This window comes from Bacillus cereus group sp. MG4, from assembly GCF_040460055.1.
Taxonomy (GTDB): domain Bacteria; phylum Bacillota; class Bacilli; order Bacillales; family Bacillaceae_G; genus Bacillus_A; species Bacillus_A wiedmannii.
Window position 1 is genome coordinate 2,547,373 of the sequence record NZ_JARVGZ010000001.1, and the last position, 22,918, is coordinate 2,570,290.

Genomic DNA, 22,918 nt, shown 5'->3' on the forward strand with positions numbered 1-22,918 from the left:
ATTATGTTCTTTTTTAAAGAGCTTTTGTTTCTCTCTGCTTAATTTCGAAGCTACCAGTGCCTCGAGGAAGCTCGATGCTCTCACGCGTTTTCGCGTTTAAACCTTCTGCAATATATTCTGCAGCAACATTTGGATCAATACGATCCCCACAAGTATAAACATCAATACTTGCGTAACCGTGCTCCGGAAAGCTATGAATTGTTAAATGTGATTCCGAGATAATTACTACTCCACTTACACCTTGTGGTGCAAATTTATGGAAAGCAACCTCACGCACTTCAGCACCAGCTCTCAGTGCTGCATCCACAAATAATTGTTCAATATACGGCATGTCATTAAGCTTGTCGAAATCGCAATCCCAAAGTTCAGCGATTACGTGACGACCCATCGTATCCATAGTATCCATTCTACAGTTCCCCCTTGTAAATTTATTCTAACTGTTCGAATTGAAAACTAATTTGCAATTTGGCTTGCTCCACTACCACGGGGGAAAGTTAGTCCAGAGAGGTCCTAACCCTTTAAGTAGTGACTACGTACCTCAGCTCTTAAGTTTACGAGTGTTAGTATACTTTGTTTATTTTTATTTTGCAACAACAGTTTTTTCGATTTTCTGTCATATTTTCCTCTTTACTTTTCCCTAAAAAAAATAAATGATTCACAAATACAGTAATCACAACGTTTCGTGGTATGTCCACTTTCAAAAATATACTCCTATAATTTTTTTCCTTTTCAGAAAAAAATAAAAAAAGAGGGCAAATATTCGCTTGCCCTCTCCCTTATTCACTTAAATATGTTGCACATTTTTTTGCTTCGCTAATTCGTCAACAACTAACGTTACAAGATCTACAACACGACGAGAGTAGCCCCACTCGTTATCATACCAAGCAAGTACTTTCACTTTACGATCACCCATTACCATTGTAGATAAACCATCAATAATAGCTGAGTGTGTATTTGTATTAAAGTCAATAGATACTAAAGGCTCTTCGCTGAATTCTACAATACCTTTTAATGCACCGTTTGCAACAGTTTTGAATGCTTCATTAATAGCTTCAACTGTCACATCACGCTTTACATCTACTACTAAGTCAACAAGAGACACGTTTGGTGTTGGTACACGAAGTGCCATACCATGAAGTTTTCCGTTTAAGTGCGGAAGAACTTTTGCAAGCGCTTTCGCAGCACCTGTCGTTGTCGGAATGATTGATTGTCCGCAAGCACGTGCTCTTCTTAAATCTTTATGTGGGTTATCAATATTTTTTTGGTCATTTGTATAAGCGTGAACAGTTGTCATTAAACCGTTTTCAATTCCAAACTGCTCATCTAACACCTTAACAACAGGCGCTAAACAGTTTGTTGTGCAAGATGCATTTGAAATAACAGTATGTTTTGTAATATCTAATTGGTCTTCGTTCACACCAACTACAATTGTTACATCTTCATTTTTACCAGGCGCTGTTAAAATAACTTTTTTCGCTCCAGCTTCAACATGTAGAATTGCTTTTTCTTTTGAATTAAATTTACCAGTTGCTTCAATTACAACTTCAACACCTAGATCTGTCCAAGGCAATTCCTTTGGATCGCGGTTGTTTAAAAGGCGAATCATTTTCCCATCAACTAATAAGTGATCTTCAAATGCTTCTACTGTTCCGTCAAACTTGCCGTGAACTGTATCATATTTAATTAAATGTGCTAACGTTTCAGATGGATAGCTTGCATTGATTGCTACAATTTCGAATGCGCTTTCTTTTATTGCCTGACGAAATACCATTCTCCCAATACGTCCAAATCCATTAATTGCCACACGAGTCATAATATGTTATCCCCCTTGAATGCGTTATACTATTTATCTCCAATCCCAATAATAGTATAACACAAAAAGGGGATATGTCACTAAGCATTTTCATTAATTTCACAATTTTTTAGTCAATAATGTTCCAATTCTTTAAAATCACCTGTAATTGTGTTTTCGTTCCCATAATTGTGCCATCATTATTTATCACTTCATCTGCATTCTTCACTTTTTCTTCTAACGGCATTTGAGATTGAATACGAGCTCTTGCTTCTTCTTCTGAAAAATTATTTCGTTTCATTAAACGTTCTAATTGTATTTTCGGTGTAACTGCTACAACTAAAACACGATCAACGAGACTTGTTAATTTACTCTCAAACAAAAGAGGGATATCTAACACAACCGCTTGCGCCCCTTCTTTTATGTACATTTCCTTTTGCGTATTCATTTCCTCACGCACTGCAGGATGAACAATTTTATTTAACTGCAATCGTTTTTCTTCATTATAGAAAACGACACTTCCTAATTTCGGCCGATCCAGTTCTCCATCTTTTTGTAATACTTCCGTTCCAAACACTTCTACAATTTTGTTATATGCTGGTTTTCCTCGTTCTACAACTTCTCGCGCAATAATATCTGCATCAATAACTGGTATACTCAGTTCACGAAACATTTGAGACACTGTACTTTTTCCACTTGCAATGCCTCCCGTTAATCCAATTACTACTGTCATCATATAATCCTCCTCATAATAAAAGGCGCGAAACTAATGTTCCACGCCCATACTTACATTTTCCAAATTCCAATAATAATGAGTAATACCCCAGGCAGGAATGTAAATTTTTGTAACCATTTCATATTTGATAAAACCGTTCCAAGTTTCATTCCAATAAATAAAAACAAAGAACTCATAACCGCAACTAATATTGCCATCATAGCGGGCGCATACCCTAATAAAGATGCACCAATTCCAGCACCGAACGAATCTATAGAAAGAGCGATACCAAGAAGTAACGCTTCTCCTGCAGAAATGGTGCCTGATTTATCAAAATCTGCAACAGTCGGTTTCCGTAAAATTTGAATCACTAGCCCGAGCGAAGCAATTTCTAATTTCCAAACCTTCTCCTCTTGCTTTGGTTCTTCTTTTTTCTCACTTCGAAAAAATTGGTATAATACCCAAATTCCTATTCCAATAAGAACAAGCCCACCGATACGCGTTGCGATAACAGGTGAAAATATTTTCGCGATCATATGTCCAATTCCCATTGAAACAAGCATAACAGCCGCTGAACACATTCCGATAATTATAATTGATCTTAGTGGAATTCTTACGCTTCTTAAACCATACGTTAGCCCTACACTACAGCTATCTAAGCTTAATGTAAAAGCTAATAAAATAAGAGATAAATAAAGGTACATCGGTAAGCTCCTCCCTTATACATAGCCCTGCTGTATGTATATGACAAATGCCTATCCGATGTTATCTCTTTTCTATATTCTCGGCTGACAAATCGGGCAGTAATGCGTTCCTCTTCCACCAACAACTGTTTTTTCTAATATCGTACCGCAAGTCACACATGGTTCTCCTTTTTTTCCGTATACATTTAGAAGTTCTTGGAATGAGCCAATTTGCCCTTGCGAATTCATATACGTTCGAATTGTACTTCCGCCTCGCTTCACTGCTTCACCTAACGTTGTAACAGTCGCCTCGTAAATTCGTTCAATTTCTTCTGCTGTTAAAGACGAAGCTTCTCGTTCCGGATGAATTTGAGAACGGAATAAAACTTCATCTACATATATATTTCCAAGCCCTACTAAAAGACGCTGGTCTAATAATACGACTTTTATTTTACGATTGGTCTTTTGCAATCTTTCTTGTAAATACTGCGGTGTCAATTCAGCATCAAACGGCTCCGGACCTAAGTCAGCAAGAGGCATTTGATTCAATTCTTCACCTTTCTTAAAGAGATGCATCGTACCAAACTTTCTTACATCTTTATAATGTAGTTCCGTTCCATCTGTAAATAAGAAACGGACGTGTGTATGCTTATCAATTGGCTCGTCCTCTTGATGCAGTAAAAACTTACCTTCCATACGCAAATGTGAAACAATAACATAATTCGTTACATATAAAAGCAAAAACTTTCCTCTTCGCTTTATATTTTCAATCTTCTCGCCTCTTAGCATTTCTTTAAAGATTTCTGCATCATCCGGACGTTTTACTATTTTGGGATAGGTAACAATGACATCTTCAATTGTTTTTCCTGTCACAAGATTTTCAAGTGTCCGTCTGACGTTTTCAACCTCTGGTAATTCAGGCATTTCATCACTTCCTTATTTTGCATCGTACCAAGTTGGACCGTAGGAATAATCAACTTTCAGCGGAACTGCGAGTTCAATCGCATGCTCCATTACTTCTGGTACAAGCTTCTCTAATTTTTCAATTTCTTCTTTTGGCGCTTCAAATATCAATTCATCGTGTACTTGCAGAAGTAGACGCGCCTGTAATCCTTCTTCTTCTAGACGGTCTGCCATAATAATCATCGCTTTTTTAATAATATCTGCTGCAGTCCCTTGAATTGGTGTATTCATAGCCGTACGCTCAGCAAAGCTACGTAAATTGAAATTACGACTCGTAATTTCCGGAATATAGCGGCGGCGATTTAATAATGTAGCCACATACCCTTTTTGTTTCGCATCTTTTACGATGTCACTCATGTATTCTTGTACACCAGGGAAACTTTCTAAATACTTTTCAATAAATTCCGCTGCTGCTTTTCTTGTAATTCCTAAGTTTTGTGAAAGACCATAATCACTAATACCATATACAATTCCGAAATTGACAGCTTTCGCTTGTCGTCTCATATTCGAAGTTACTTCATCTTTTTCAACACCAAATACATCCATCGCTGTTTTCGTATGAATATCCATGTCATGTTGGAACGCTTCAACTAGCCCTTTATCATTTGCAATATGAGCTAATACGCGAAGTTCAATTTGTGAATAATCTGCCGCATACATAATCCATCCTTCTTCTGATGGAACAAATGCCTGACGAATCTTTCTTCCTTCTTCTAATCGAATCGGGATATTTTGCAAGTTCGGATCCGTTGAACTTAATCGGCCTGTTTGCGTTAATACTTGATTGAAACGAGTATGGATTTTAGATGAATCTTCATGTACCACTTTTAATAAACCTTCAATATAAGTTGAATTTAGTTTCCCTAATTGACGATAATGTAAAATGTTTGGAATAATTTCATGGCGATCCATAAGCTTTTCTAGTACATCAGCTGAAGTAGAATAACCTGTTTTCGTCTTTTTAATAACTGGTAAGTTTAAGTTTTCAAACAGAATAACACCAAGCTGTTTCGGTGAATTAATATTAAATTCTGTTCCCGCAAGCTTATAAATTTCCTGTTCCATTTCCTTTAATCTACCTGCAAGTTCTTCTCCCATATTACGAAGACGCTCCGTATCAACTTTTACACCTTTTACTTCCATATCAGCTAATACACGCGCAAGCGGTAATTCTAACTCTGTAAACAGTTCATATTGCTCATTCTTTTGTAACTCTTCAACGAATGTTTGCTTTACATCATATAATACGTGCACTTTACGAGCTACATGCTCCGCTACTACTTCTAGCTCTGGAACAGCACGCTTCGCACCTTTTCCGTAAACTTCTTCATCAGATTTCACAGCATGTGTTTCTTTCATTTTTGCTACAGTACGGAAATCTTTATCCGTATCAGCTGGGTCAAGTAAATAAGCAGCGATTAATAGATCAAAGTCAATCCCTTGCACATCTATCCCATTCCATTTAAGTGCAACGATCGCACGCTTCGCATCAAATGTATGCTTTCTCATTTCTCCATCTGCAAGCCACTCTTTAAAAGCGTCTGACTTAAGAGCAATGTCTGTCTGAATAAAGTAACAGCCATTTTCATTTTGAATACCAAAACCTTGAATGTCCGCTTTATGATAGTTATCTTCTTGTACTTCAACAATAAGCGCACTATCTTGCCCTAGCATTTCTTCTGTAACTTCTTCCACAATATCAAATGTAATATCATCTAATTCAGCTGGCGGCGTTTCCTCTGGCGTAACACCTAATTTATTTAAAAGAGATGTAAATCCTAAATTCTCGAACATCGGAATGACATCACTTGCTTCATACCCTTTATACTCCATATCATCTACGTGCACTGTGATTGGCGCATCTGTAATAATAGTTGCAAGGTCTTTACTCATAAGAGCTTGGTCTTTATTTGCTTCTAACTTTTCTTTTAATTTCTTTCCGCTTACTTGATCTATATTTTCATACACTGCCTCGACCGTTTCAAACTGTGTTAACAATTTAATCGCAGTTTTTTCACCAACTCCTGGTACACCTGGAATATTATCTGACTGGTCTCCCATTAAACCTTTCATATCGATAATTTGCTTTGGTGATAAGCTATATTTCTCAAATAAAGCTTCTTTCGTATATTCATCCACTTCTGTAATCCCTTTACGAGGAATACATACGAGTGTATTATCTGAAACAAGTTGCAGTAAGTCTTTATCTCCTGAAATGACTTTTACATGAAACCCTTGTTCACTCGCTTCTTTCGCTAACGTCCCCATAATGTCATCCGCTTCATAATTTTCTAATTCATAACGCGGTACGTTGAATGCATCAAGCATCTCACGAATAAACGGGAATTGCTCTGATAATTCAGGTGGAGTCTTTTGACGTCCTCCTTTATACTCACTATACGTTTTATGACGGAATGTCGTTTTACCTGCATCAAACGCTACTAACATATGCGTTGGTTTTTCTTCCTCTAATATTCTCATTAACATCATTGTAAAACCGTAAATTGCGTTCGTATGTATACCTTTGTCGTTATTTAAAAGCGGTAGTGCAAAGAAAGCACGATACGCGATATTGTTACCATCTACTAATACGACCTTTTTTTCCAAACCAGAAACCTCCCCATACAAATTTGAAATGATTTTTTTCACAGAAAAAAACCGTTCCTTTCCTCTCTCTATATTAACATGACTAATAGAGAGAAGAAAAATAACGGCTATTTTCTATCATATATACAAGCGTTTACTAACATAAAAGGGAAGTGACGAGAACAGCATAACTATTCTCGTCCAAAATTACTCCTTGGATGAAGGGGTTTTCATGTATTATATTAACAGACCTTTATTAATATTTAATTAAGCCATTGTTAATATATTGTAAACATCCTTCATCCTATTTTTCAGTTGCTGATTTTGGTAAAACAACTGTAAATGTTGTCCCTTCCCCAACTTCACTATCCACTGTAATCGTACCGTGATGTGCCTCAACTAAATGCTTTACAATCGATAATCCGAGGCCTGTACCACCAGTATTTCTACTTCTCGCTTTATCCACTCGGTAAAAGCGTTCAAAAATACGCGGAATTTCATCTTTACTAATACCAATTCCCGTATCCGATACTTTTATATAAGCATTATATTTATCTTCTGCTAATTCTACAGAAACAACGCCTCCAGCCGGCGTATATACGATTGCGTTATTCATTAAATTAATAAAGATTTGCTTCAAACGACTTGGATCTCCAATGACCGAGACTCCTTTTAGCGCATTTACTTGTAAAGAAATTTCTTTTTCTCCTGCTTTGTTATCAAGCACCATACGAATGTCTTCAAGAAGTCCCTTCATATCAACGGTCCCCATACTCAATTTAAATCCTTGTTGCTCAATCTTTGATAAATCTAATAAATCTTCAATTAACCCTTGCATGCGTTCACTTTCTTTTAAAATAATGTGCAAGAAATGTTCGCAGAATTTTTTATTATCCATAGCACCGTCCAAGAGCGTTTCTGAAAAACCTTTAATAGAAGTAATCGGTGTCTTTAGTTCATGAGACACATTCGCTAAAAAGTCTTTTCTCATTTGTTCTAATTTCTTTAGCTCAGTAATGTCATGGAATACAAGGACAATCCCTTTCCATTCATGGTTCGTTCCGATAATCGGTGCTCCATATACTTCAAAATGCTTTCGCTCAATTCCAAGCGGCAATAACATTTGTTTACGCACTTTCACTTCTGTCATAAAGATTTCTTCCACGAGCTCTATAATTTCTGTATGATGAAACGACTCATAATATAAACGATCTAAATATTCTTCATCTGTTACGTGGAAAGTCTCCTTATAAGAACGGTTTACAAGATTTATATAACCGCGGCTATCAATTAAAATCATTCCGCTTCCCATATTTTCAATTAACGTATGCAGACGATCTTGTTGCATTTCTTGCTCAAGTGTCATCTCTTGTAAATTACGGGCTAAAATATTAATCGCTTTACTCAGCATTCCCGTTTCATCCGAATGACTTTCATAAGCGCGTGCTTTATAATTTCCCTTCGCTAATTCGATAGCAACTTTCGTAACGGATTCAATCGGCCTAATATATTGCCCTGTAATTTTCATACCTAAAAATACGACTACGAGACAAGCGATAACAAATCCTATAATTAATAATCCCCACGTTTTTTGATGAACAGATTTCAAAGGCTCAATTGTACTTTTCACCAAAATGTACCCTTGTTTTCCTGCTACATCTTGAACGAATACCGCATGGTAAAATTCATTATTCTGATCTGTTTCTTTCGTAATGACTTTGTTTCTTTGTTTTGTTGTTTCAGAAGAAAGTTCTTTAATTATCCCTTGACTAAAAGCAGACTGTTCTCCTCCGCTATATTGTACTTTCTTTTTTTCATCTACAAATGCAATAGAAGCCTGTATTTTTTCTTCTAACTTTTCAAATACATATGGATTTTTTAAAACATCATCAAAACCCTGTTCTTCTGCTAATACCGCAACATACTCTGTTTCTTTTACCATTCTCTCTTTTGCATGATCTATATAGTAGTTTTCAAACACGGTTTCCAGTAATAAACCTAGTCCAACTAAAATAAATACAATAAGAGAAACAAATGTAAAAAGAAGCCTGGAACGAAATTTATTCATCCCCTTTTGGCTCCTCTAATTTATATCCTAAACCACGTATCGTTTTAATGTACGTCGGTTTTTTCGTATTTTGTTCAATTTTATCGCGCAAATGGCTAATATGAACGTCAACAATTCGTGTATCACCAGCAAAATCATAGTTCCATACAGCACTTAATAATTGATCACGTGTCAACACGCGACTTTTATTTTTCGCAAGATAAACAAGTAGTTCAAATTCTTTTGGTGTTAATTCAAGCTTTCTTCCTTGGAAATAAGCCTCATAAAATTCCGGCAAAATTTTAAGTTCAGCAAGTGTGATGCTCTCTTCATCTGACGCTTCTTTCACTTGTTCTTCTTGTTGTAATTTCGTGCGGCGCAAAATTGCCTTCACACGCGCAACAACTTCTCTTGGGCTAAATGGCTTCGTCATATAATCATCTGCCCCAAGTTCAAGACCTAGCACCTTATCAAATTCATCATCTTTTGCTGTTAACATTAAAATCGGCGTCATAACGCGCTGCAATCGTAATTCTTTACACACTTCCATACCATCCATTTTTGGAAGCATTAAATCTAATATAATTAAATCTGGGCGTTCTGTTGTCGCTTTTTGAAGCGCCATTTCTCCATCCATCGCTGTTATCACTTCAAACCCAGCTTGTTGTAGATTAAATTCAATTAAAGTTAAGATAAACTCCTCATCATCAACTACTAAAATACGATTGTTCATTCTTTTCCTCCAAGTTATAGACTTGAAACCTTCTTCATCCTAGTATTTTCCCCGTTATTCTCATCATACTAGAAAACAAGGTACCTCTCAATATAATTGTCTATACATGGATTCAGATTGTGCTATTGTTATTACTCATTCACTCCAATTAACGTGTTGTTATCCATACTTTATACACTTCTATATCGTTATTAAACTCCACATTCGTATAAATATTAAATTCTCGATTTTGCGCTAACAAAAATGCAAGAGCATACGCTATTTTATAGTCCAGTGTTTCATATCCATCAAATAGTCTTCCATACATTTCATTCGCGACCCCCTCTGCCCACACTTCAGCTTCTCTTATCGTTTCAAAAATAATGTCTTCTCTCTTCCACTTCACCTTAAAAACACCCATTTCATTGACTTCAATTATCAATAAATATATTATTAATTTAAATATATAAATAATTAATATTCAGGAGGCTATTATGCGAGTATTACTACCTATTTTAACTTTAGTAGTAACATGTTTCCTTACTTTTAACGTACCAAGCTGGGATACGATTAAAACAGGTTGCTCAGAATTTTCCGAAGGGTTTAAAGAAGGATTTTTCAACTAAAAATAGCGCTAGCCCCTTATAGTAAGGTATGCTAGCGCTATTCATATTTTCATGTTTTAAAAATTATCTAATGCTTTTTCCATAATAGAAACAGATTTAAAAGGTGGCGTTACTGTTAATGAACCTTTTACAACAGTTTCTCCTTTTTCATCATGAGCAGATACAAGCATATCAATTGTATGCTCCTCCTCAGAAACAGCCACAACTTCAAAATGGATTTGTAACGTTTCATAATGGTGAACATGCTTCACGAACGTAAGGTCCTTCCTAGTAATATGACTACCTAGACCTGGTAAATATTTCGTAACTGCCGTTGTAATCATTCCCGTTAGCATAATGCTTGGTACAATCGGCTTTTCATACGGAGTTTGGGATGCGTAATCATGCTGAATATATAATGGATTGGCATCATTCGTTAACCCTAAATACAATAACAAATCTTTATCCTCAATTTTTTCAGTGATAGATAGTTTCTCTCCTACTGTAATTTCATCCATTTTACGACCAATTTGAACTTTTTTCTTTAACATGTTACAACCCCCTCCGATTTTTTCACCTTATTATCCTACTAAAAGGGATACCTTATCCGAAATTTACTATGATGAGGGCAATGTATAGTATAAATCTATAGTTTCATTATAGGACACACCAAATGATAGCGTTTTCATGTTATTTCAAAAAAACATTTCAATAAATAGTAGAAAAAGATTCGGGGCCCCGAATCTTTTTCCGCTTATATTTAATTATTAAACAAGAACTTTCATAACATTACGTACAGATTCTACAGAGCGATCTAACGCTTCTTTTTCATCTGTAAGAAGTTCTAATTCAATAATTTTTTCAATTCCGTTACCACCTAGAATTACTGGTACCCCTAAGTAAAGGTCACTATAACCGTATTCACCTTCAAGGTACGCAATAGCCGGTAATACACGGCGTTGATCTTTTAAGATTGCTTCTGTCATTTCAACTAAAGAAGCTGCTGGTGCGTAATATGCACTACCGTTTCCTAATAAGCCTACAATCTCGCCGCCACCTTTACGGGTACGTTCTACGATTGCTTCTAAACGCTCTTTCGGAATTAACGTTTCTAACGGAATGCCACCTGCATAAGAATAACGTACAAGAGGTACCATATCGTCACCGTGTCCACCAAGAACAAATCCTGTAATGTCTTTCACAGAAAGATTTAATTCTTGCGCGATGAATGTACGGAAACGAGCTGTATCTAATACGCCCGATTGACCGATAACACGCTCTTTCGGGAATCCTGCTTCTTTAAATACAGAATATGTCATTGCATCAACTGGATTTGTTAATACAACAATAATCGCATTTGGTGAATGTTTTGCAATGTCGCGCGTAATACTTTTCATAATTTTAGAGTTTGTTGCTACTAAGTCATCACGGCTCATACCAGGCTTACGCGCAATACCTGCTGTAATAACAACAACGTCAGAATCAGCAGTATCTGCGTAATCAGATGTTCCAATAATATTAGCATCAAAACCTTGTACTGGGCTCGCTTCTAACATATCTAACGCTTTCCCTTTTGTTGGATTTTCCAGTTGTGGAATGTCCACTAATACAACATCTGCAAGTTCTTTTTGTGCTAATAAGAATGCTGTTGTTGCTCCTGTAAATCCTGCACCGATGACTGAAACTTTCTTGCGTTTGATTGTCATAATTTACCCCCCGCTTTAATTATGCGTTTTTGATTATCGCTACATCCATGTTTTTAATAAGTTCATTAGCGAACTCAGAACATTTCACTTCTGTTGCACCTTCCATTAAGCGTGCGAAATCATAAGTTACTACTTTTGAAGCAATTGTGTTCTCAACTGAAGCAGTTACTAATTTCGCAGCTTCGTTCCATCCTAGGTGCTCTAATAATAATACACCAGAAAGAAGAACTGAAGATGGATTTACTTTATCTAAACCTGCATATTTTGGAGCTGTACCGTGTGTAGCTTCAAAGATAGCATGTCCAGTCACATAGTTAATGTTTGCACCTGGTGCAATACCAATTCCACCTACTTGTGCAGCAAGTGCATCAGAGATGTAGTCTCCGTTTAAGTTCATTGTTGCAACAACATCGAACTCACGTGGACGAGTTAAAATTTGTTGTAAGAAGATGTCTGCAATAGAATCTTTTACGATGATTTTTCCAGCCACTTCAGCGTCTGCCATCGCTTTATTCGCTGCATCTTTACCATCTTTCTCAACGATACGGTCATATTCAGCCCAAGTAAATACTTTGTCGCCAAATTCTTGTTCCGCTACTTCGTAACCCCAGTTTTTGAAAGCACCTTCTGTAAATTTCATAATGTTTCCTTTATGAACTAATGTAACAGAAGAACGTTTTTCGTTAATTGCATATTGAATTGCAGCACGAACAAGACGCTTTGTCCCTTCTTCTGAGATTGGTTTAATACCAATACCAGAAGTTTCTGGGAAGCGGATTTTATTAACACCCATTGCTTCTTTTAAGAAAGCAAGAACTTTTTCTGCTTCTGGAGATCCTTGTGCATATTCAATTCCAGCATAAATGTCTTCTGTATTCTCACGGAAAATAACCATATCAGTATCTTCCGGACGTTTTACAGGTGAAGGAACACCATCAAAATAACGAACTGGACGTAGACATACATATAAATCTAATTCTTGACGAAGTGCTACGTTTAGAGAACGAATACCACCGCCAACTGGAGTTGTAAGTGGACCTTTAATCGCGATTAAATATTCACGGATTAAATTTAAAGTTTCTTCTGGTAACCACTCGCCTGTTTGGTTGAATGCTTTTTCCCCTGCAAGCACTTCTTTCCAAACGATTTTCTTCTCACCATCATAAGCTTTTTCAACTGCTGCTTCTAGTACACGAGATGCAGCTGCCCAAATATCAGGACCAATTCCATCTCCTTCGATAAATGGAATAATCGGATTGTTTGGTACATTCATAACACCATTAGTTACAGTAATTTTTTCACCTGTCGTCAATGTGATAACCCCCATGTTTGAAATTTCATATGTATGAAACTGAGGGAATAACCCCTCAGTTCAAACCGTTATTTAAATTAAAATATTCTAATCATTACGTCTTTCCGAAAAAATCAGACTTTTGAAAGCGTATTTTCACTATCAAAATAGTGTTTTTCGCTTATCGTTGTGCAATTGGAACGTACACTTGATGTGTTGGTCCATTATAATCAGCACGCGGACGGATTAAACGGTTGTTTTCATATTGTTCTAGAATATGAGCTAACCAGCCTGACATACGGCTAATTGCAAAAATAGGTGTAAATAAGTCATGGTCAATTCCTAAACAATGGTATACAGAAGCTGAATAGAAATCAACATTTGGTGGAAGACCTTTTTCTTTTGTTACAATGTCTTCAATTTTGATAGACATATTATACCATTTGTCTTCTCCTAAAAGCACGCATAATCTCTTAGACATTTCGCGTAAATGTTTTGCACGCGGATCACCCTGCTCATATACACGGTGGCCAAAGCCCATAATTTTCACTTTATTTTGAAGAGCATTATGAATATATGATTCAACATTTTCTTCTTCGCCAATTTCAGTTAGCATCTTCATTACATTTTCATTTGCCCCGCCGTGAAGAGGACCTTTTAACGCACCGATTGCTGCTGTGATACCAGAATATACATCTGAAAGTGTAGCTACACAAACGCGTGCAGTAAATGTAGAAGCGTTTAACTCATGATCTGCGTGAAGTACAAGCGCCTTATCAAAAGCTTCAATTTCAACTTCATTTGGCTCGCGATCATTTAACATGTACAAGAAGTTTGCAGCTAATGATAAATCGTTTCTAGGCTCAACAATATCTAAACCTTTACGAATTCTTGCATAAGCAGCAACTAAAGTTCCCACTTGCGCCTGCAATTTAACCGCTTTCAAATAATTGGACTTTTCATCCATAATTTCAGCGCTCTCATCGTATAATGATAGCATGGAAATTGCAGTTCGTAAAACAGACATCGGATGTGCGATTTTTAAATCTACTTGTTTCAAATATGTTAAAATCTCACCTGGAACTTTATAGTATTCCGATACAATCTCTTTAAATTTCGCTAGTTCTTGTTCATTAGGAAGCTTGCGATGCCATAATAAGTACACTACTTCTTCAAATGTAGCATTCTCAGCTAAATCATCAATATTATACCCAACATAAGTTAATGTATCATCAATAATAGAGCTCACAGATGATGTTGTTGCTACTACCCCTTCTAAACCTCGAATAACAGTCATGACATTCTCTCCTTTTCCTGAAAATTCTCCCAACCTTGCTCCTTATATCTATTTGCTTCCCTTTTGAATTATGAACGCCCGTTCACTCTTTAGGCAAGCAAAATGCACGATCATGCAAATTTGTTGCGATGTTCCCCTCTTATTGTCCATTGTTTACATGGAAAGCATGAGCGTGAATGTCTCCCCGAATCCTCACGCTCAAAACAACAAGTTAGTGAGGAAAATTAATCCCGAAGAGTTTTATGATAAAAACAACATAAAACAATATCATTATAAAATTGTTTTATGTTGTTTTTATTTTATCTGGTGTAAAGTCTCTGCTGTTATGTAACTTTTCAAAGTTTCTAATCCTATTATAAACAATTATCTGACTTTTGTGAACAGAAAGAATTCAAAAATTTTATATTACTATAAAATTCCTTATTTAAACATCTGTATAATACTCATAACTGCATAGGCAATTCCAGCCCCAATTAATGGACCTACAGCAACTCCATTAAATAAAGCAACCGCTATAATTGTCCCGAAAACGAGCGCAGTTGTAATATGAGGATCCGTCGTCAATAATTGTACGCCGCCCTTCGCTAACAAAGCAACCGCTACCCCTGAAGCTAAAGCAATCCATGCATAATACGATTTCGCCGCTTCTCCAAGTTGTTTAAAACCTATTTCCCCCGTCGCAATCGGTACGAGTACTGCTATTGTAATAACCGTAACACCAAGGTTAATCCCTTTCGTTTGTAGATAAGGAAAGACTTTATCTCCTAGAAACGTAAATTTCAATAAAAACAACACACCAATAGCTACAGTAAGCGATTGGTTTTTAGCAACAAGTCCTATAATAAGTAGTATGAATAAAAATAACGTTGACTGACTAATCATGTTTGCACTTCCTTTCTGAAAATAATGAACTCATTTCCAAACAAAAATACCTTTAAACCTATCGTTATACATGCTATATCGATGTATATTCAACAATAACCACTTCATTTTTTATGTATTTTAAAATGCTAAAATGAGACTTTCATCATCAAAAATTTAAGCATGTATACATTTTTGAAAACGATTGTCTCTCCTTTCTTTTCTAATAAGAAACAGGTAAAATAAAAAGAAGAGAAAATGAAGTTTTTACCATATAGTAGAAGCATCAACACCAAGCTTGTACAGTCACTCATGTACTGAAAAAGCAGGAAAAATCCATCATTCCACTATAACATAAAGTGAAACTTTAATCAGCGGGGCACACTCGTTATAAGTTGAACGAATTAGGATAATCCAAATTGGAATGGGAGGTATACATCTTTGAACCGAAACTTACTATATATGATATTGCGACTCATATTTGTCATTGTAGCAACGGTAGCCGGGTTCTATGCATTACTATATATGTCAGGACTTATCTACCCTTTTATTATCGCTTTCGCATTTGCTTATTTGATTAATCCCGTCGTCAATTTCCTTAATCAAAAACTACAATTCCCTCGCGCACTAGCAGTATTCGTTAGCTTAATTCTCGTATTCGGAGCTATCGTCGGACTCGTTACATATCTTGTAACGGAAGCAATATCTGCCACAACATACTTACTACAACTTGTTACAGTAAAGTTTCCGGATATCGTTAAATTCGCAGAGCAATTTGCACTTAATCATATTATGCCTCTCTATGATGATTTAATTTCTAAATTTAATCATCTTGGTGAACCACAGCGCTATACGATTACACAAAACATTCAAAACTTAGGAACCGAAGCAACGACGCAAATGAAAGAACTTTTAACTGCTATTATAAGCGGATTAACAAATTTCATTAGTGCATTACCAACAACTTTAACTGTTCTTGTATTCGTTTTATTAGCCACTTTCTTCATTAGTTACGATTGGCACCGTCTTGCTCAGAAAGTAAGAAAATTTTTGCCGAATCGTGTTCATGGCTATGGAAAAACTATTTTTGTCGATTTAAGAAAAGCTTTATTTGGTTTTGTTAAAGCGCAACTTACACTCGTATCTATGACAACTGTTATTGTACTAATCGGACTTTTAATATTACGCGTACCATACGCCATTACTATCGCAATTATTACAGGGGTTGTAGATTTACTCCCGTATTTAGGAACAGGCGCCGTCTTCGTTCCTTGGGTTATATACGTATTTTTCACCGGCGACACTACTTTCGCCATCGGTCTTCTCATCTTATACATCGTCGTGATTGTCCAAAGACAAATTATGGAACCTAAAGTACTTTCCTCCAATATCGGTCTTGATCCATTAGCAACACTGATTGCTCTATTTGTCGGCTTTAAGCTTTTTGGCTTTTTAGGATTAATCATCGGTCCAGTCATCTTAGTACTACTTAATACATTGCACAAAGCTCGTGTATTCCATGATTTGTGGAAATATATTAAAGGCTCACCTTCAAAATAATAGTTTCTAATTCATATACAACAAAAACTTACATGTAATCAGTGGGAATTTCCCACTGATTATTCCTTGTACTTATTTTTCACACTCATTACATGCAACAAGAGGATTTTCCACAAAAAGAATAATACTCTTGTTTTTTGCATTGAAAACGCATATTTCGAGGTATTTTTACATATTTATTCTATTTTTTATATAATTATTACTTACATTTATTACTTTTTATGTAAATGAATAAATATACAAAACGGTATAAAATGAGACTTAAACTAACAATTTTCCTGTTCGCATCTAACTTTTCCATACCAATTAATTCTTTTTATATACAAAAACCAGCTTGAGTTCATATGAATTTCCCTACAACACGCTCATTAAGAACCACCTACATATCCAATCGAAAAATACACAGCCAATATAATAAGGCAAAACTACGATTCGTAAGGATTTTGTCCACCACCGATTATTAACTTTCACCAACCGGACTTGTATGAGCAGCCTGATTTCCACTTAACTCCTTCGCATTCACCAAATTTTAAGGCATGATACAGCAAAACTTTAATTAACAGAGCTTCATCCATCTCCTATCCTTTTGCGGGCAAAAAAAATAGTACTTAGATCGCTATAATCTAAGCACTATTTCTGCACAATAATAGTAGAACTCTTTCTAAACTTCCATTCCATCCACTTCATAACAAATGGCTTCAACAAATTCCTCGTCATAGGGAGAACAAAGATAAAACCTATTATATCCGTTACATATCCAGGAAGTACCAAAAGAATACCTCCTACAAAGATAAAAATACCATCCAGTACCGCTCCTCCTGGCATTTCTCCTCTATTCAACTTAGATTGAATCTCTCCAAGCACTTTAAATCCTTGTCTTTTCGCCAAATAGACACCTACAACACCCGTAAATACAATCATAGCGAACGTAGACCATAAACCTATTACATGACTCGATCCAATTAAAACTGTAATCTCAATCGCCGGTATTAAAATAAACAAGAATAGTAACCACTTCATAGTTCTACACTCCTCTCACGCATCACTTTAAAAGAACCCAGAGCACCCGTATACGCTACATAGAAACTAAACATCTTTCCCTATTGAACCTCGCAACAAACGGATTTTAAACGCAATTCTGGACGTTTCAAGCTGATTCTGCCTCGTTTTTGTGTAAAAAAAAGAGAAGGACTCCGATCCTTCTCTTCGTATTACTTATAGCACTTCCGCATGTCCATTATAAACAATTCCGCGTGCTGCATCAACTGTTACTTCTTGGCCATTTTTTAAAGTTGCTGTTACGCCGTTTACACCAACGATAACAGGAATACCGATTGATACACCTACAACAGCCGCATGGCTTGTAAGACCGCCTTCTTCTACAACTAGAGCAGCAGCTTTTTCGATTGCAGGAATCATATCTTTATCAGTGCTTGTTGTAACAAGGATATCACCTTTGTTTACGTTCGCTACAGCTTCAGCAGCTGTTTTCGCTACAACTACTTTACCTTTTGCAGCTTTACGACCGATTCCTTGTCCTTTCGCAACTTCTTCACCAACAACATGGATTTTCATTAAGTTTGTTGTACCAGTTTCAGCAACTGGAACACCCGCAGTGATTACTACAGTGTCTCCAAGTCCAATTAGACCTGCATCCATACCTGTTTGAATTGCAGTATCTAACATTTCATCAGTAGACGCTGCACGTTTTCCAGCCATAAATGCTTGTACACCCCAAACAAGCGCAAGACGACGTCCTACTTGCTCGTCAGATGTTACAGCTACGATTGGAGATTTCGGACGGTATTTAGAGATCATTTTCGCAGTATGTCCACTTTCTGTTGGAGCTACAATTGCAGCTACATCAAGAGCAAGTGCTGTATGCGCAACAGATTGGCTAATTGCATCTGTAATCGTTGGAGTGAACTCTTTAATACGTTTTTTGAACATATCTTCATATTGTAATGATTTTTCAACACGTACTGCAATGTTAGCCATCATTGTTACTGCTTCTACTGGGTATTGACCAGCAGCTGTTTCACCTGAAAGCATGATTGCATCTGTACCATCGAAGATTGCGTTAGCTACGTCACTTGCTTCCGCACGAGTTGGACGTGGGTTACGTTGCATAGAATCTAACATTTGTGTCGCAGTAATAACCGGTTTACCTAACACGTTACATTTTTTGATTAGACGTTTTTGTACTAATGGTACTTCTTCTGGTGGAATTTCTACACCCATATCACCACGAGCTACCATTAAACCGTCAGAAACTTCTAAGATTGAATCGATGTTATCGATACCCTCTTGGTTTTCGATTTTTGGTACGATTTGGATGTATTGAGCGTTATGCCCTTCTAATAATTCACGGATTTCTAATACGTCAGATGCTTTACGCACGAATGAAGCTGCGATGAAATCAACTTTTTGCTCGATACCGAAAACGATATCTTTTACGTCTTTTTCAGTGATACCAGGAAGCTTAATGCTTACGTTTGGTACGTTAACACCTTTTTTATTTTTTACAGTTCCGCTGTTTAAAACTTTTGTACGGATGTTTCCGTCAGCTTTTTCGATTACCTCTAGTTCGATAAGACCGTCATCGATTAGAATACGAGAACCTGGGTCTACATCGTCATAAAGACCAGCATAAGATACAGAGAACTTCTCTGCAGTACCTAATACTTGCTCAGTAGAAAGAACTACTTCTGCACCTGTTACAAGCTCAGCTTGTCCGTCTACGAAGTCGTGAGTACGGATTTCTGGACCTTTTGTATCAAGTAAGATACCAACTGTTTTACCAGTTTTCTTTGAAGCTTCACGAATGTTTTTAATACGAGCGCCGTGCTCTTCATGGCTACCATGAGAGAAGTTTAAACGAGCAACGTTCATACCTGCTTCGATTAATTGTTCTAATTTCTCAATACTTTCACTAGCAGGACCTATAGTACATACAATTTTAGTTTTACGCATATTGCACCTCCGAAAATTATGAAACCGTTCCCAAATATCCGACATTAAGCCGATTAGATGGATAATTCTTTAGATAATTGATACATATCTTTATCGATTGTATGCTTTTGAGCTAACGCTTCGATAATATCATGATCAACAAGTTTATTATCTTGAATACCTACACAACGTCCACCTCTACCAGCAATTAATAATTCAACCGCTCTTGCGCCAAGACGACTTGCTAATACACGGTCTTGTGCACTTGGTGATCCACCACGTTGTACGTGACCTAATACAGTTACACGAGTATCAAAGTTTGTTGCTTCTTCAATGTGCTTACCGATGTCAATTGCACTTCCAACACCTTCAGCCACAATGATAATACTGTGTTTTTTACCACGTTCACTACCACGCTTCAGACGAGCAATAACATCTTCCATGTCATACTCTTCTTCTGGAATTAAGATTGTTTCGGCACCATCAGCTAAACCAGCCCATAATGCGATATCTCCAGCATGACGTCCCATTACTTCGATAACATATGTACGTTCATGAGATGTAGCTGTGTCACGAATTTTATCAATTGCATCAATAACAGTATTTAAAGCTGTATCGAAACCAATTGTGAAGTCTGTTCCAGGAATATCATTGTCGATTGTACCTGGTACACCAACACATGGGAATCCTTGTTCAGTTAATTTTTTAGCACCTTGGTAAGAGCCATCTCCACCAATAACAACAAGTCCTTCGATACCGCGTTTCTTTAATTGCTCGATACCTTTTAGTCGTACTTCTGGATCTTTAAACTCAGGACATCTTGCTGTATATAATTTCGTACCACCACGGTGGATAATATCGCCAACAGAACCAAGTTCTAATTTTTCAATATGACCAGAAATTAAACCCGCGTATCCATGGTAAATACCATATACTTCAATATCATGGAAAATCGCTTTACGAACAACTGCACGAATGGCAGCATTCATACCAGGTGAATCTCCACCACTTGTTAATACACCAATACGTTTCATTTGTACTCACCTCATAAAGATTATTTGCCTTATAATAAAATAACACGAAAAAATATAAAAACACAATGGAGAAGATGTGTCTTTTCATAATAAAAACGTGCATTCGCGAAGAGGAACGCACGCTTTTATTATTTTATCCCAATGGAAGCGTTTGAAAACGAAACTTGCCCAATTTTCATATATTTTTCATAACGTTTTTCGATTAATTCATCTTTCGAAATTCCGCTTAATTGTTCAAAAGTTTTCTTAAGCATTAAATCTATATTTTCTGATTGTTTTAAAATATTACGATGCGCTCCACCTTTTGCCTCTGGAATAATTTCGTCAATTACACCTAATTCTTTCAAATCTAATGCTGTAATTTTCATCGCTTCTGCAGCTTCTTTTGCTTTACCAGCGTCTTTCCAAAGAATTGCCGCCGCACCCTCTGGTGTAATAACAGAATACGTGGAATTTTCCAGCATATGAATGTAATCTCCTACTCCAAGACCTAACGCACCACCACTACCACCTTCACCGATAACAATACAAATAACAGGTACCGTTAAACCCGCCATTTCAAATAAATTACGGGCAATCGCCTCACTTTGTCCACGTTCTTCAGCTGCTTTACCAGGATAGGCTCCCTTCGTATCGATGAAACAAATAATAGGACGATTAAACTTTTCCGCTTGTTTCATTAGACGCAGTGCTTTTCGATATCCTTCTGGATGAGGCATCCCAAAATTACGACGAATATTTTCTTTCGTATCTTTTCCGCGTTGGTGCCCAATTACAGTTACAGGCATCCCCTTATATTTCGCAATGCCGCCGACAATCGCTGCATCGTCGCCAAATAGGCGATCTCCATGACATTCAAAAAAATTAGTAAATAAGTGCTCAATATAATCGAGCGTTGTCGGTCGTTCTGCATGACGAGCAATTTGAACACGGTCCCATACTTTCATATTGCCGTATATATCTTCCTCTAATTTTTCTAGCTTGTCTTCCAAAATACGAATCTCCTCACTGAAGTCCATCTGGCTGTTTTTCGTATAGTCTTTCAGTTCACGAATCTTATTTCTTAGCTCAACAACTGGTTTCTCAAATTCTAGCTCTGCCATACAGCCATTTCCCCTCCTTGATGAACTTCTAAAATCTTACGGAGCGATTCTCTCATATCATCACGATGCACAACCGCATCTAATTGACCGTGCTCTAATAAAAATTCCGCCGTTTGGAAATCTTCCGGTAGTTTTTCACGCACTGTTTGTTCAATTACACGTCTACCAGCAAATCCGATAAGTGCACCTGGCTCTGCAAGATTGTAATCACCAAGTGAAGCGAAACTCGCTGAAACCCCGCCCGTCGTTGGGTGAGTCATAACAGAAATAAATAGCCCTCCTGCATTACTATGCTTTTTCAAAGCTACGCTTGTTTTTGCCATTTGCATTAAACTTAATATCCCTTCTTGCATACGGGCACCACCCGACGCAGTAAAGATAATAAATGGAACTTGTAAGTCGTATGCTTTTTCAACTGCACGGGCAATTTTCTCTCCTACAACAGAGCCCATGCTGCCCATTCGAAAACGAGAATCCATTACTGCAACAACAACAAGCATGTCATCAATTGTTCCTTCACCAGTTACAACCGCTTCATTCAATTTAGTCTTCTTACGATCGCTCTCTAGTTTCTCTTCGTATCCTGGAAACTCGAGTGGATTTAATGAAACCATTTCTTTGTCATACTCACGGAATGACCCTTCGTCCAATATACTATCAAGACGTTCCCATGCATTCATAGGATGATGATATCCACAATTCACACATACTTTTAAATTTTTTAGAAGCTCTTTCGTATACATGATTTTTTTACATTTCGGACATTTTGTCATAACGCCATCTGGTACATCTTTTCGTACTTGTTCTGAAGGTATTGCAGCGTACTTTTTCTTTTTCACGAATAAATCTCTTAGCACAATTTGACCCCCTTCATTGAGAGCTAAGGTTAGCGCAAGAAGAAAATTGGGCTAACACCAAAGTTTGATGTTAGCCTTATCTTCTCAATCTGTCTAATAACCTCACTCTTTACGTTTAACTTTAACCGCTACGCGATAGAATGTTTGTCATAAC

At 36.8% G+C, this 22,918-nt stretch carries 21 protein-coding genes; 2 read left to right on the top strand and 19 right to left on the bottom strand.

Translation table 11 applies throughout. The features are described from left to right. Nucleotides 1–13 precede the first annotated feature (13 nt). From speD to QCI41_RS13435, 9 genes are all read right to left on the bottom strand, one after another. A complete protein-coding gene (gene speD, locus QCI41_RS13395; protein WP_002003660.1) occupies nucleotides 14–397 on the bottom strand; it encodes an adenosylmethionine decarboxylase in 384 nt (127 codons plus the stop codon). A 387-nt stretch (nucleotides 398–784) separates the two neighbouring features. After that, nucleotides 785–1,813, bottom strand: a complete 1,029-nt coding sequence (locus QCI41_RS13400; protein WP_000198978.1) for a glyceraldehyde-3-phosphate dehydrogenase — start codon at nucleotides 1,811–1,813, stop codon at nucleotides 785–787. A 109-nt stretch (nucleotides 1,814–1,922) separates the two neighbouring features. Further along, complete coding sequence (gene coaE, locus QCI41_RS13405; protein WP_000219324.1) at nucleotides 1,923–2,525, bottom strand: dephospho-CoA kinase; 603 nt, start codon at nucleotides 2,523–2,525, stop codon at nucleotides 1,923–1,925. A 53-nt stretch (nucleotides 2,526–2,578) separates the two neighbouring features. Continuing rightward, complete coding sequence (gene ytaF, locus QCI41_RS13410; RefSeq protein WP_000281739.1) at nucleotides 2,579–3,211, bottom strand: sporulation membrane protein YtaF; 633 nt, start codon at nucleotides 3,209–3,211, stop codon at nucleotides 2,579–2,581. Nucleotides 3,212–3,283: 72 nt separating this feature from the next. After that, nucleotides 3,284–4,114, bottom strand: a complete 831-nt coding sequence (gene mutM / locus QCI41_RS13415; RefSeq protein WP_001114486.1) for a DNA-formamidopyrimidine glycosylase — start codon at nucleotides 4,112–4,114, stop codon at nucleotides 3,284–3,286. A gap of 12 nt (nucleotides 4,115–4,126) precedes the next feature. After that, entirely contained in the window at nucleotides 4,127–6,760 is a 2,634-nt protein-coding gene (gene polA, locus QCI41_RS13420) for a DNA polymerase I (protein WP_353837318.1), read from the bottom strand. 283 nt (nucleotides 6,761–7,043) lie between these two features. Further along, entirely contained in the window at nucleotides 7,044–8,807 is a 1,764-nt protein-coding gene (gene phoR, locus QCI41_RS13425; protein WP_327962103.1) for a sensory box histidine kinase PhoR, read from the bottom strand. Then, nucleotides 8,800–9,519: a two-component system response regulator PhoP gene (gene phoP, locus QCI41_RS13430; RefSeq protein ID WP_001065223.1), complete on the bottom strand. Its 720-nt coding sequence runs from the start codon at nucleotides 9,517–9,519 to the stop codon at nucleotides 8,800–8,802. Before phoP ends, phoR begins: the two co-directional genes overlap by 8 nt. 148 nt (nucleotides 9,520–9,667) lie before the next feature. Next, the gene (locus tag QCI41_RS13435; RefSeq protein ID WP_353837317.1) at nucleotides 9,668–9,904 is read right to left on the bottom strand and encodes a hypothetical protein; all 237 of its coding nucleotides are present in this window, start codon (nucleotides 9,902–9,904) and stop codon (nucleotides 9,668–9,670) included. Between the two features lie 88 nt (nucleotides 9,905–9,992). Between QCI41_RS13435 and QCI41_RS13440 the strand changes: the two genes are divergently transcribed. Next, entirely contained in the window at nucleotides 9,993–10,124 is a 132-nt protein-coding gene (locus QCI41_RS13440) for a hypothetical protein (protein ID WP_081252558.1), read from the top strand. A 56-nt stretch (nucleotides 10,125–10,180) separates the two neighbouring features. Here QCI41_RS13440 and QCI41_RS13445 read toward each other — a convergent pair whose 3' ends face one another. The 5 genes from QCI41_RS13445 to QCI41_RS13465 all read right to left on the bottom strand — a co-directional run bounded on the left by QCI41_RS13445 (nucleotide 10,181) and on the right by QCI41_RS13465 (nucleotide 15,279). Continuing rightward, entirely contained in the window at nucleotides 10,181–10,654 is a 474-nt protein-coding gene (locus tag QCI41_RS13445; RefSeq protein ID WP_353837316.1) for a MaoC family dehydratase, read from the bottom strand. 216 nt (nucleotides 10,655–10,870) lie between these two features. Next, on the bottom strand, nucleotides 10,871–11,809 hold the full coding sequence (mdh, locus tag QCI41_RS13450) for a malate dehydrogenase (RefSeq protein WP_098518764.1): 939 nt from the start codon (nucleotides 11,807–11,809) through the stop codon (nucleotides 10,871–10,873). Nucleotides 11,810–11,828: 19 nt separating this feature from the next. After that, nucleotides 11,829–13,121: an NADP-dependent isocitrate dehydrogenase gene (gene icd / locus QCI41_RS13455; RefSeq protein WP_137036652.1), complete on the bottom strand. Its 1,293-nt coding sequence runs from the start codon at nucleotides 13,119–13,121 to the stop codon at nucleotides 11,829–11,831. 160 nt (nucleotides 13,122–13,281) lie between these two features. Further along, a complete protein-coding gene (citZ, locus tag QCI41_RS13460; RefSeq protein ID WP_353837315.1) occupies nucleotides 13,282–14,430 on the bottom strand; it encodes a citrate synthase in 1,149 nt (382 codons plus the stop codon). Nucleotides 14,431–14,817: 387 nt separating this feature from the next. Continuing rightward, complete coding sequence (locus tag QCI41_RS13465) at nucleotides 14,818–15,279, bottom strand: DUF441 domain-containing protein (RefSeq protein WP_000625511.1); 462 nt, start codon at nucleotides 15,277–15,279, stop codon at nucleotides 14,818–14,820. Between the two features lie 420 nt (nucleotides 15,280–15,699). On the opposite strand from QCI41_RS13465, the gene ytvI reads away from it, so the two are divergent. Beyond that, complete coding sequence (ytvI, locus tag QCI41_RS13470; RefSeq protein WP_353837314.1) at nucleotides 15,700–16,818, top strand: sporulation integral membrane protein YtvI; 1,119 nt, start codon at nucleotides 15,700–15,702, stop codon at nucleotides 16,816–16,818. 630 nt (nucleotides 16,819–17,448) lie between these two features. On the opposite strand, the gene QCI41_RS13475 is transcribed toward ytvI, so the two are convergent. The 5 genes from QCI41_RS13475 to accD all read right to left on the bottom strand — a co-directional run bounded on the left by QCI41_RS13475 (nucleotide 17,449) and on the right by accD (nucleotide 22,764). Then, nucleotides 17,449–17,838, bottom strand: a complete 390-nt coding sequence (locus tag QCI41_RS13475) for an FxsA family protein (RefSeq protein ID WP_353837313.1) — start codon at nucleotides 17,836–17,838, stop codon at nucleotides 17,449–17,451. 195 nt (nucleotides 17,839–18,033) lie between these two features. Further along, nucleotides 18,034–19,791, bottom strand: a complete 1,758-nt coding sequence (gene pyk, locus QCI41_RS13480; protein ID WP_001232679.1) for a pyruvate kinase — start codon at nucleotides 19,789–19,791, stop codon at nucleotides 18,034–18,036. A 53-nt stretch (nucleotides 19,792–19,844) separates the two neighbouring features. Next, nucleotides 19,845–20,804 (bottom strand): 6-phosphofructokinase, encoded by a 960-nt coding sequence (gene pfkA, locus QCI41_RS13485; RefSeq protein WP_353837312.1) that lies wholly within the window; start codon nucleotides 20,802–20,804, stop codon nucleotides 19,845–19,847. A 128-nt stretch (nucleotides 20,805–20,932) separates the two neighbouring features. Next, nucleotides 20,933–21,907 (bottom strand): acetyl-CoA carboxylase carboxyl transferase subunit alpha, encoded by a 975-nt coding sequence (accA, locus tag QCI41_RS13490; protein ID WP_000818786.1) that lies wholly within the window; start codon nucleotides 21,905–21,907, stop codon nucleotides 20,933–20,935. Further along, nucleotides 21,895–22,764: an acetyl-CoA carboxylase, carboxyltransferase subunit beta gene (gene accD / locus QCI41_RS13495; RefSeq protein ID WP_000942866.1), complete on the bottom strand. Its 870-nt coding sequence runs from the start codon at nucleotides 22,762–22,764 to the stop codon at nucleotides 21,895–21,897. The genes accA and accD overlap by 13 nt, the downstream gene beginning before the upstream one ends. Between the last annotated feature and the right edge of the window lie 154 nt (nucleotides 22,765–22,918).

What these genes read in the sequence shown, in the direction of transcription:
- speD (WP_002003660.1), bottom strand. Translation starts at nt 397, where the DNA reads ATGGATACGATGGGTCGTCACGTAATCGCTGAACTTTGGGATTGCGAT.
- QCI41_RS13400 (WP_000198978.1), bottom strand. Translation starts at nt 1,813, where the DNA reads ATGACTCGTGTGGCAATTAATGGATTTGGACGTATTGGGAGAATGGTA.
- coaE (WP_000219324.1), bottom strand. Translation starts at nt 2,525, where the DNA reads ATGACAGTAGTAATTGGATTAACGGGAGGCATTGCAAGTGGAAAAAGT.
- ytaF (WP_000281739.1), bottom strand. Translation starts at nt 3,211, where the DNA reads ATGTACCTTTATTTATCTCTTATTTTATTAGCTTTTACATTAAGCTTA.
- mutM (WP_001114486.1), bottom strand. Translation starts at nt 4,114, where the DNA reads ATGCCTGAATTACCAGAGGTTGAAAACGTCAGACGGACACTTGAAAAT.
- phoR (WP_327962103.1), bottom strand. Translation starts at nt 8,807, where the DNA reads ATGAATAAATTTCGTTCCAGGCTTCTTTTTACATTTGTTTCTCTTATT.
- phoP (WP_001065223.1), bottom strand. Translation starts at nt 9,519, where the DNA reads ATGAACAATCGTATTTTAGTAGTTGATGATGAGGAGTTTATCTTAACT.
- QCI41_RS13440 (WP_081252558.1), top strand. Translation starts at nt 9,993, where the DNA reads ATGCGAGTATTACTACCTATTTTAACTTTAGTAGTAACATGTTTCCTT.
- QCI41_RS13445 (WP_353837316.1), bottom strand. Translation starts at nt 10,654, where the DNA reads ATGTTAAAGAAAAAAGTTCAAATTGGTCGTAAAATGGATGAAATTACA.
- mdh (WP_098518764.1), bottom strand. Translation starts at nt 11,809, where the DNA reads ATGACAATCAAACGCAAGAAAGTTTCAGTCATCGGTGCAGGATTTACA.
- QCI41_RS13465 (WP_000625511.1), bottom strand. Translation starts at nt 15,279, where the DNA reads ATGATTAGTCAGTCAACGTTATTTTTATTCATACTACTTATTATAGGA.
- QCI41_RS13475 (WP_353837313.1), bottom strand. Translation starts at nt 17,838, where the DNA reads ATGAAGTGGTTACTATTCTTGTTTATTTTAATACCGGCGATTGAGATT.
- pyk (WP_001232679.1), bottom strand. Translation starts at nt 19,791, where the DNA reads ATGCGTAAAACTAAAATTGTATGTACTATAGGTCCTGCTAGTGAAAGT.
- pfkA (WP_353837312.1), bottom strand. Translation starts at nt 20,804, where the DNA reads ATGAAACGTATTGGTGTATTAACAAGTGGTGGAGATTCACCTGGTATG.
- accA (WP_000818786.1), bottom strand. Translation starts at nt 21,907, where the DNA reads ATGGCAGAGCTAGAATTTGAGAAACCAGTTGTTGAGCTAAGAAATAAG.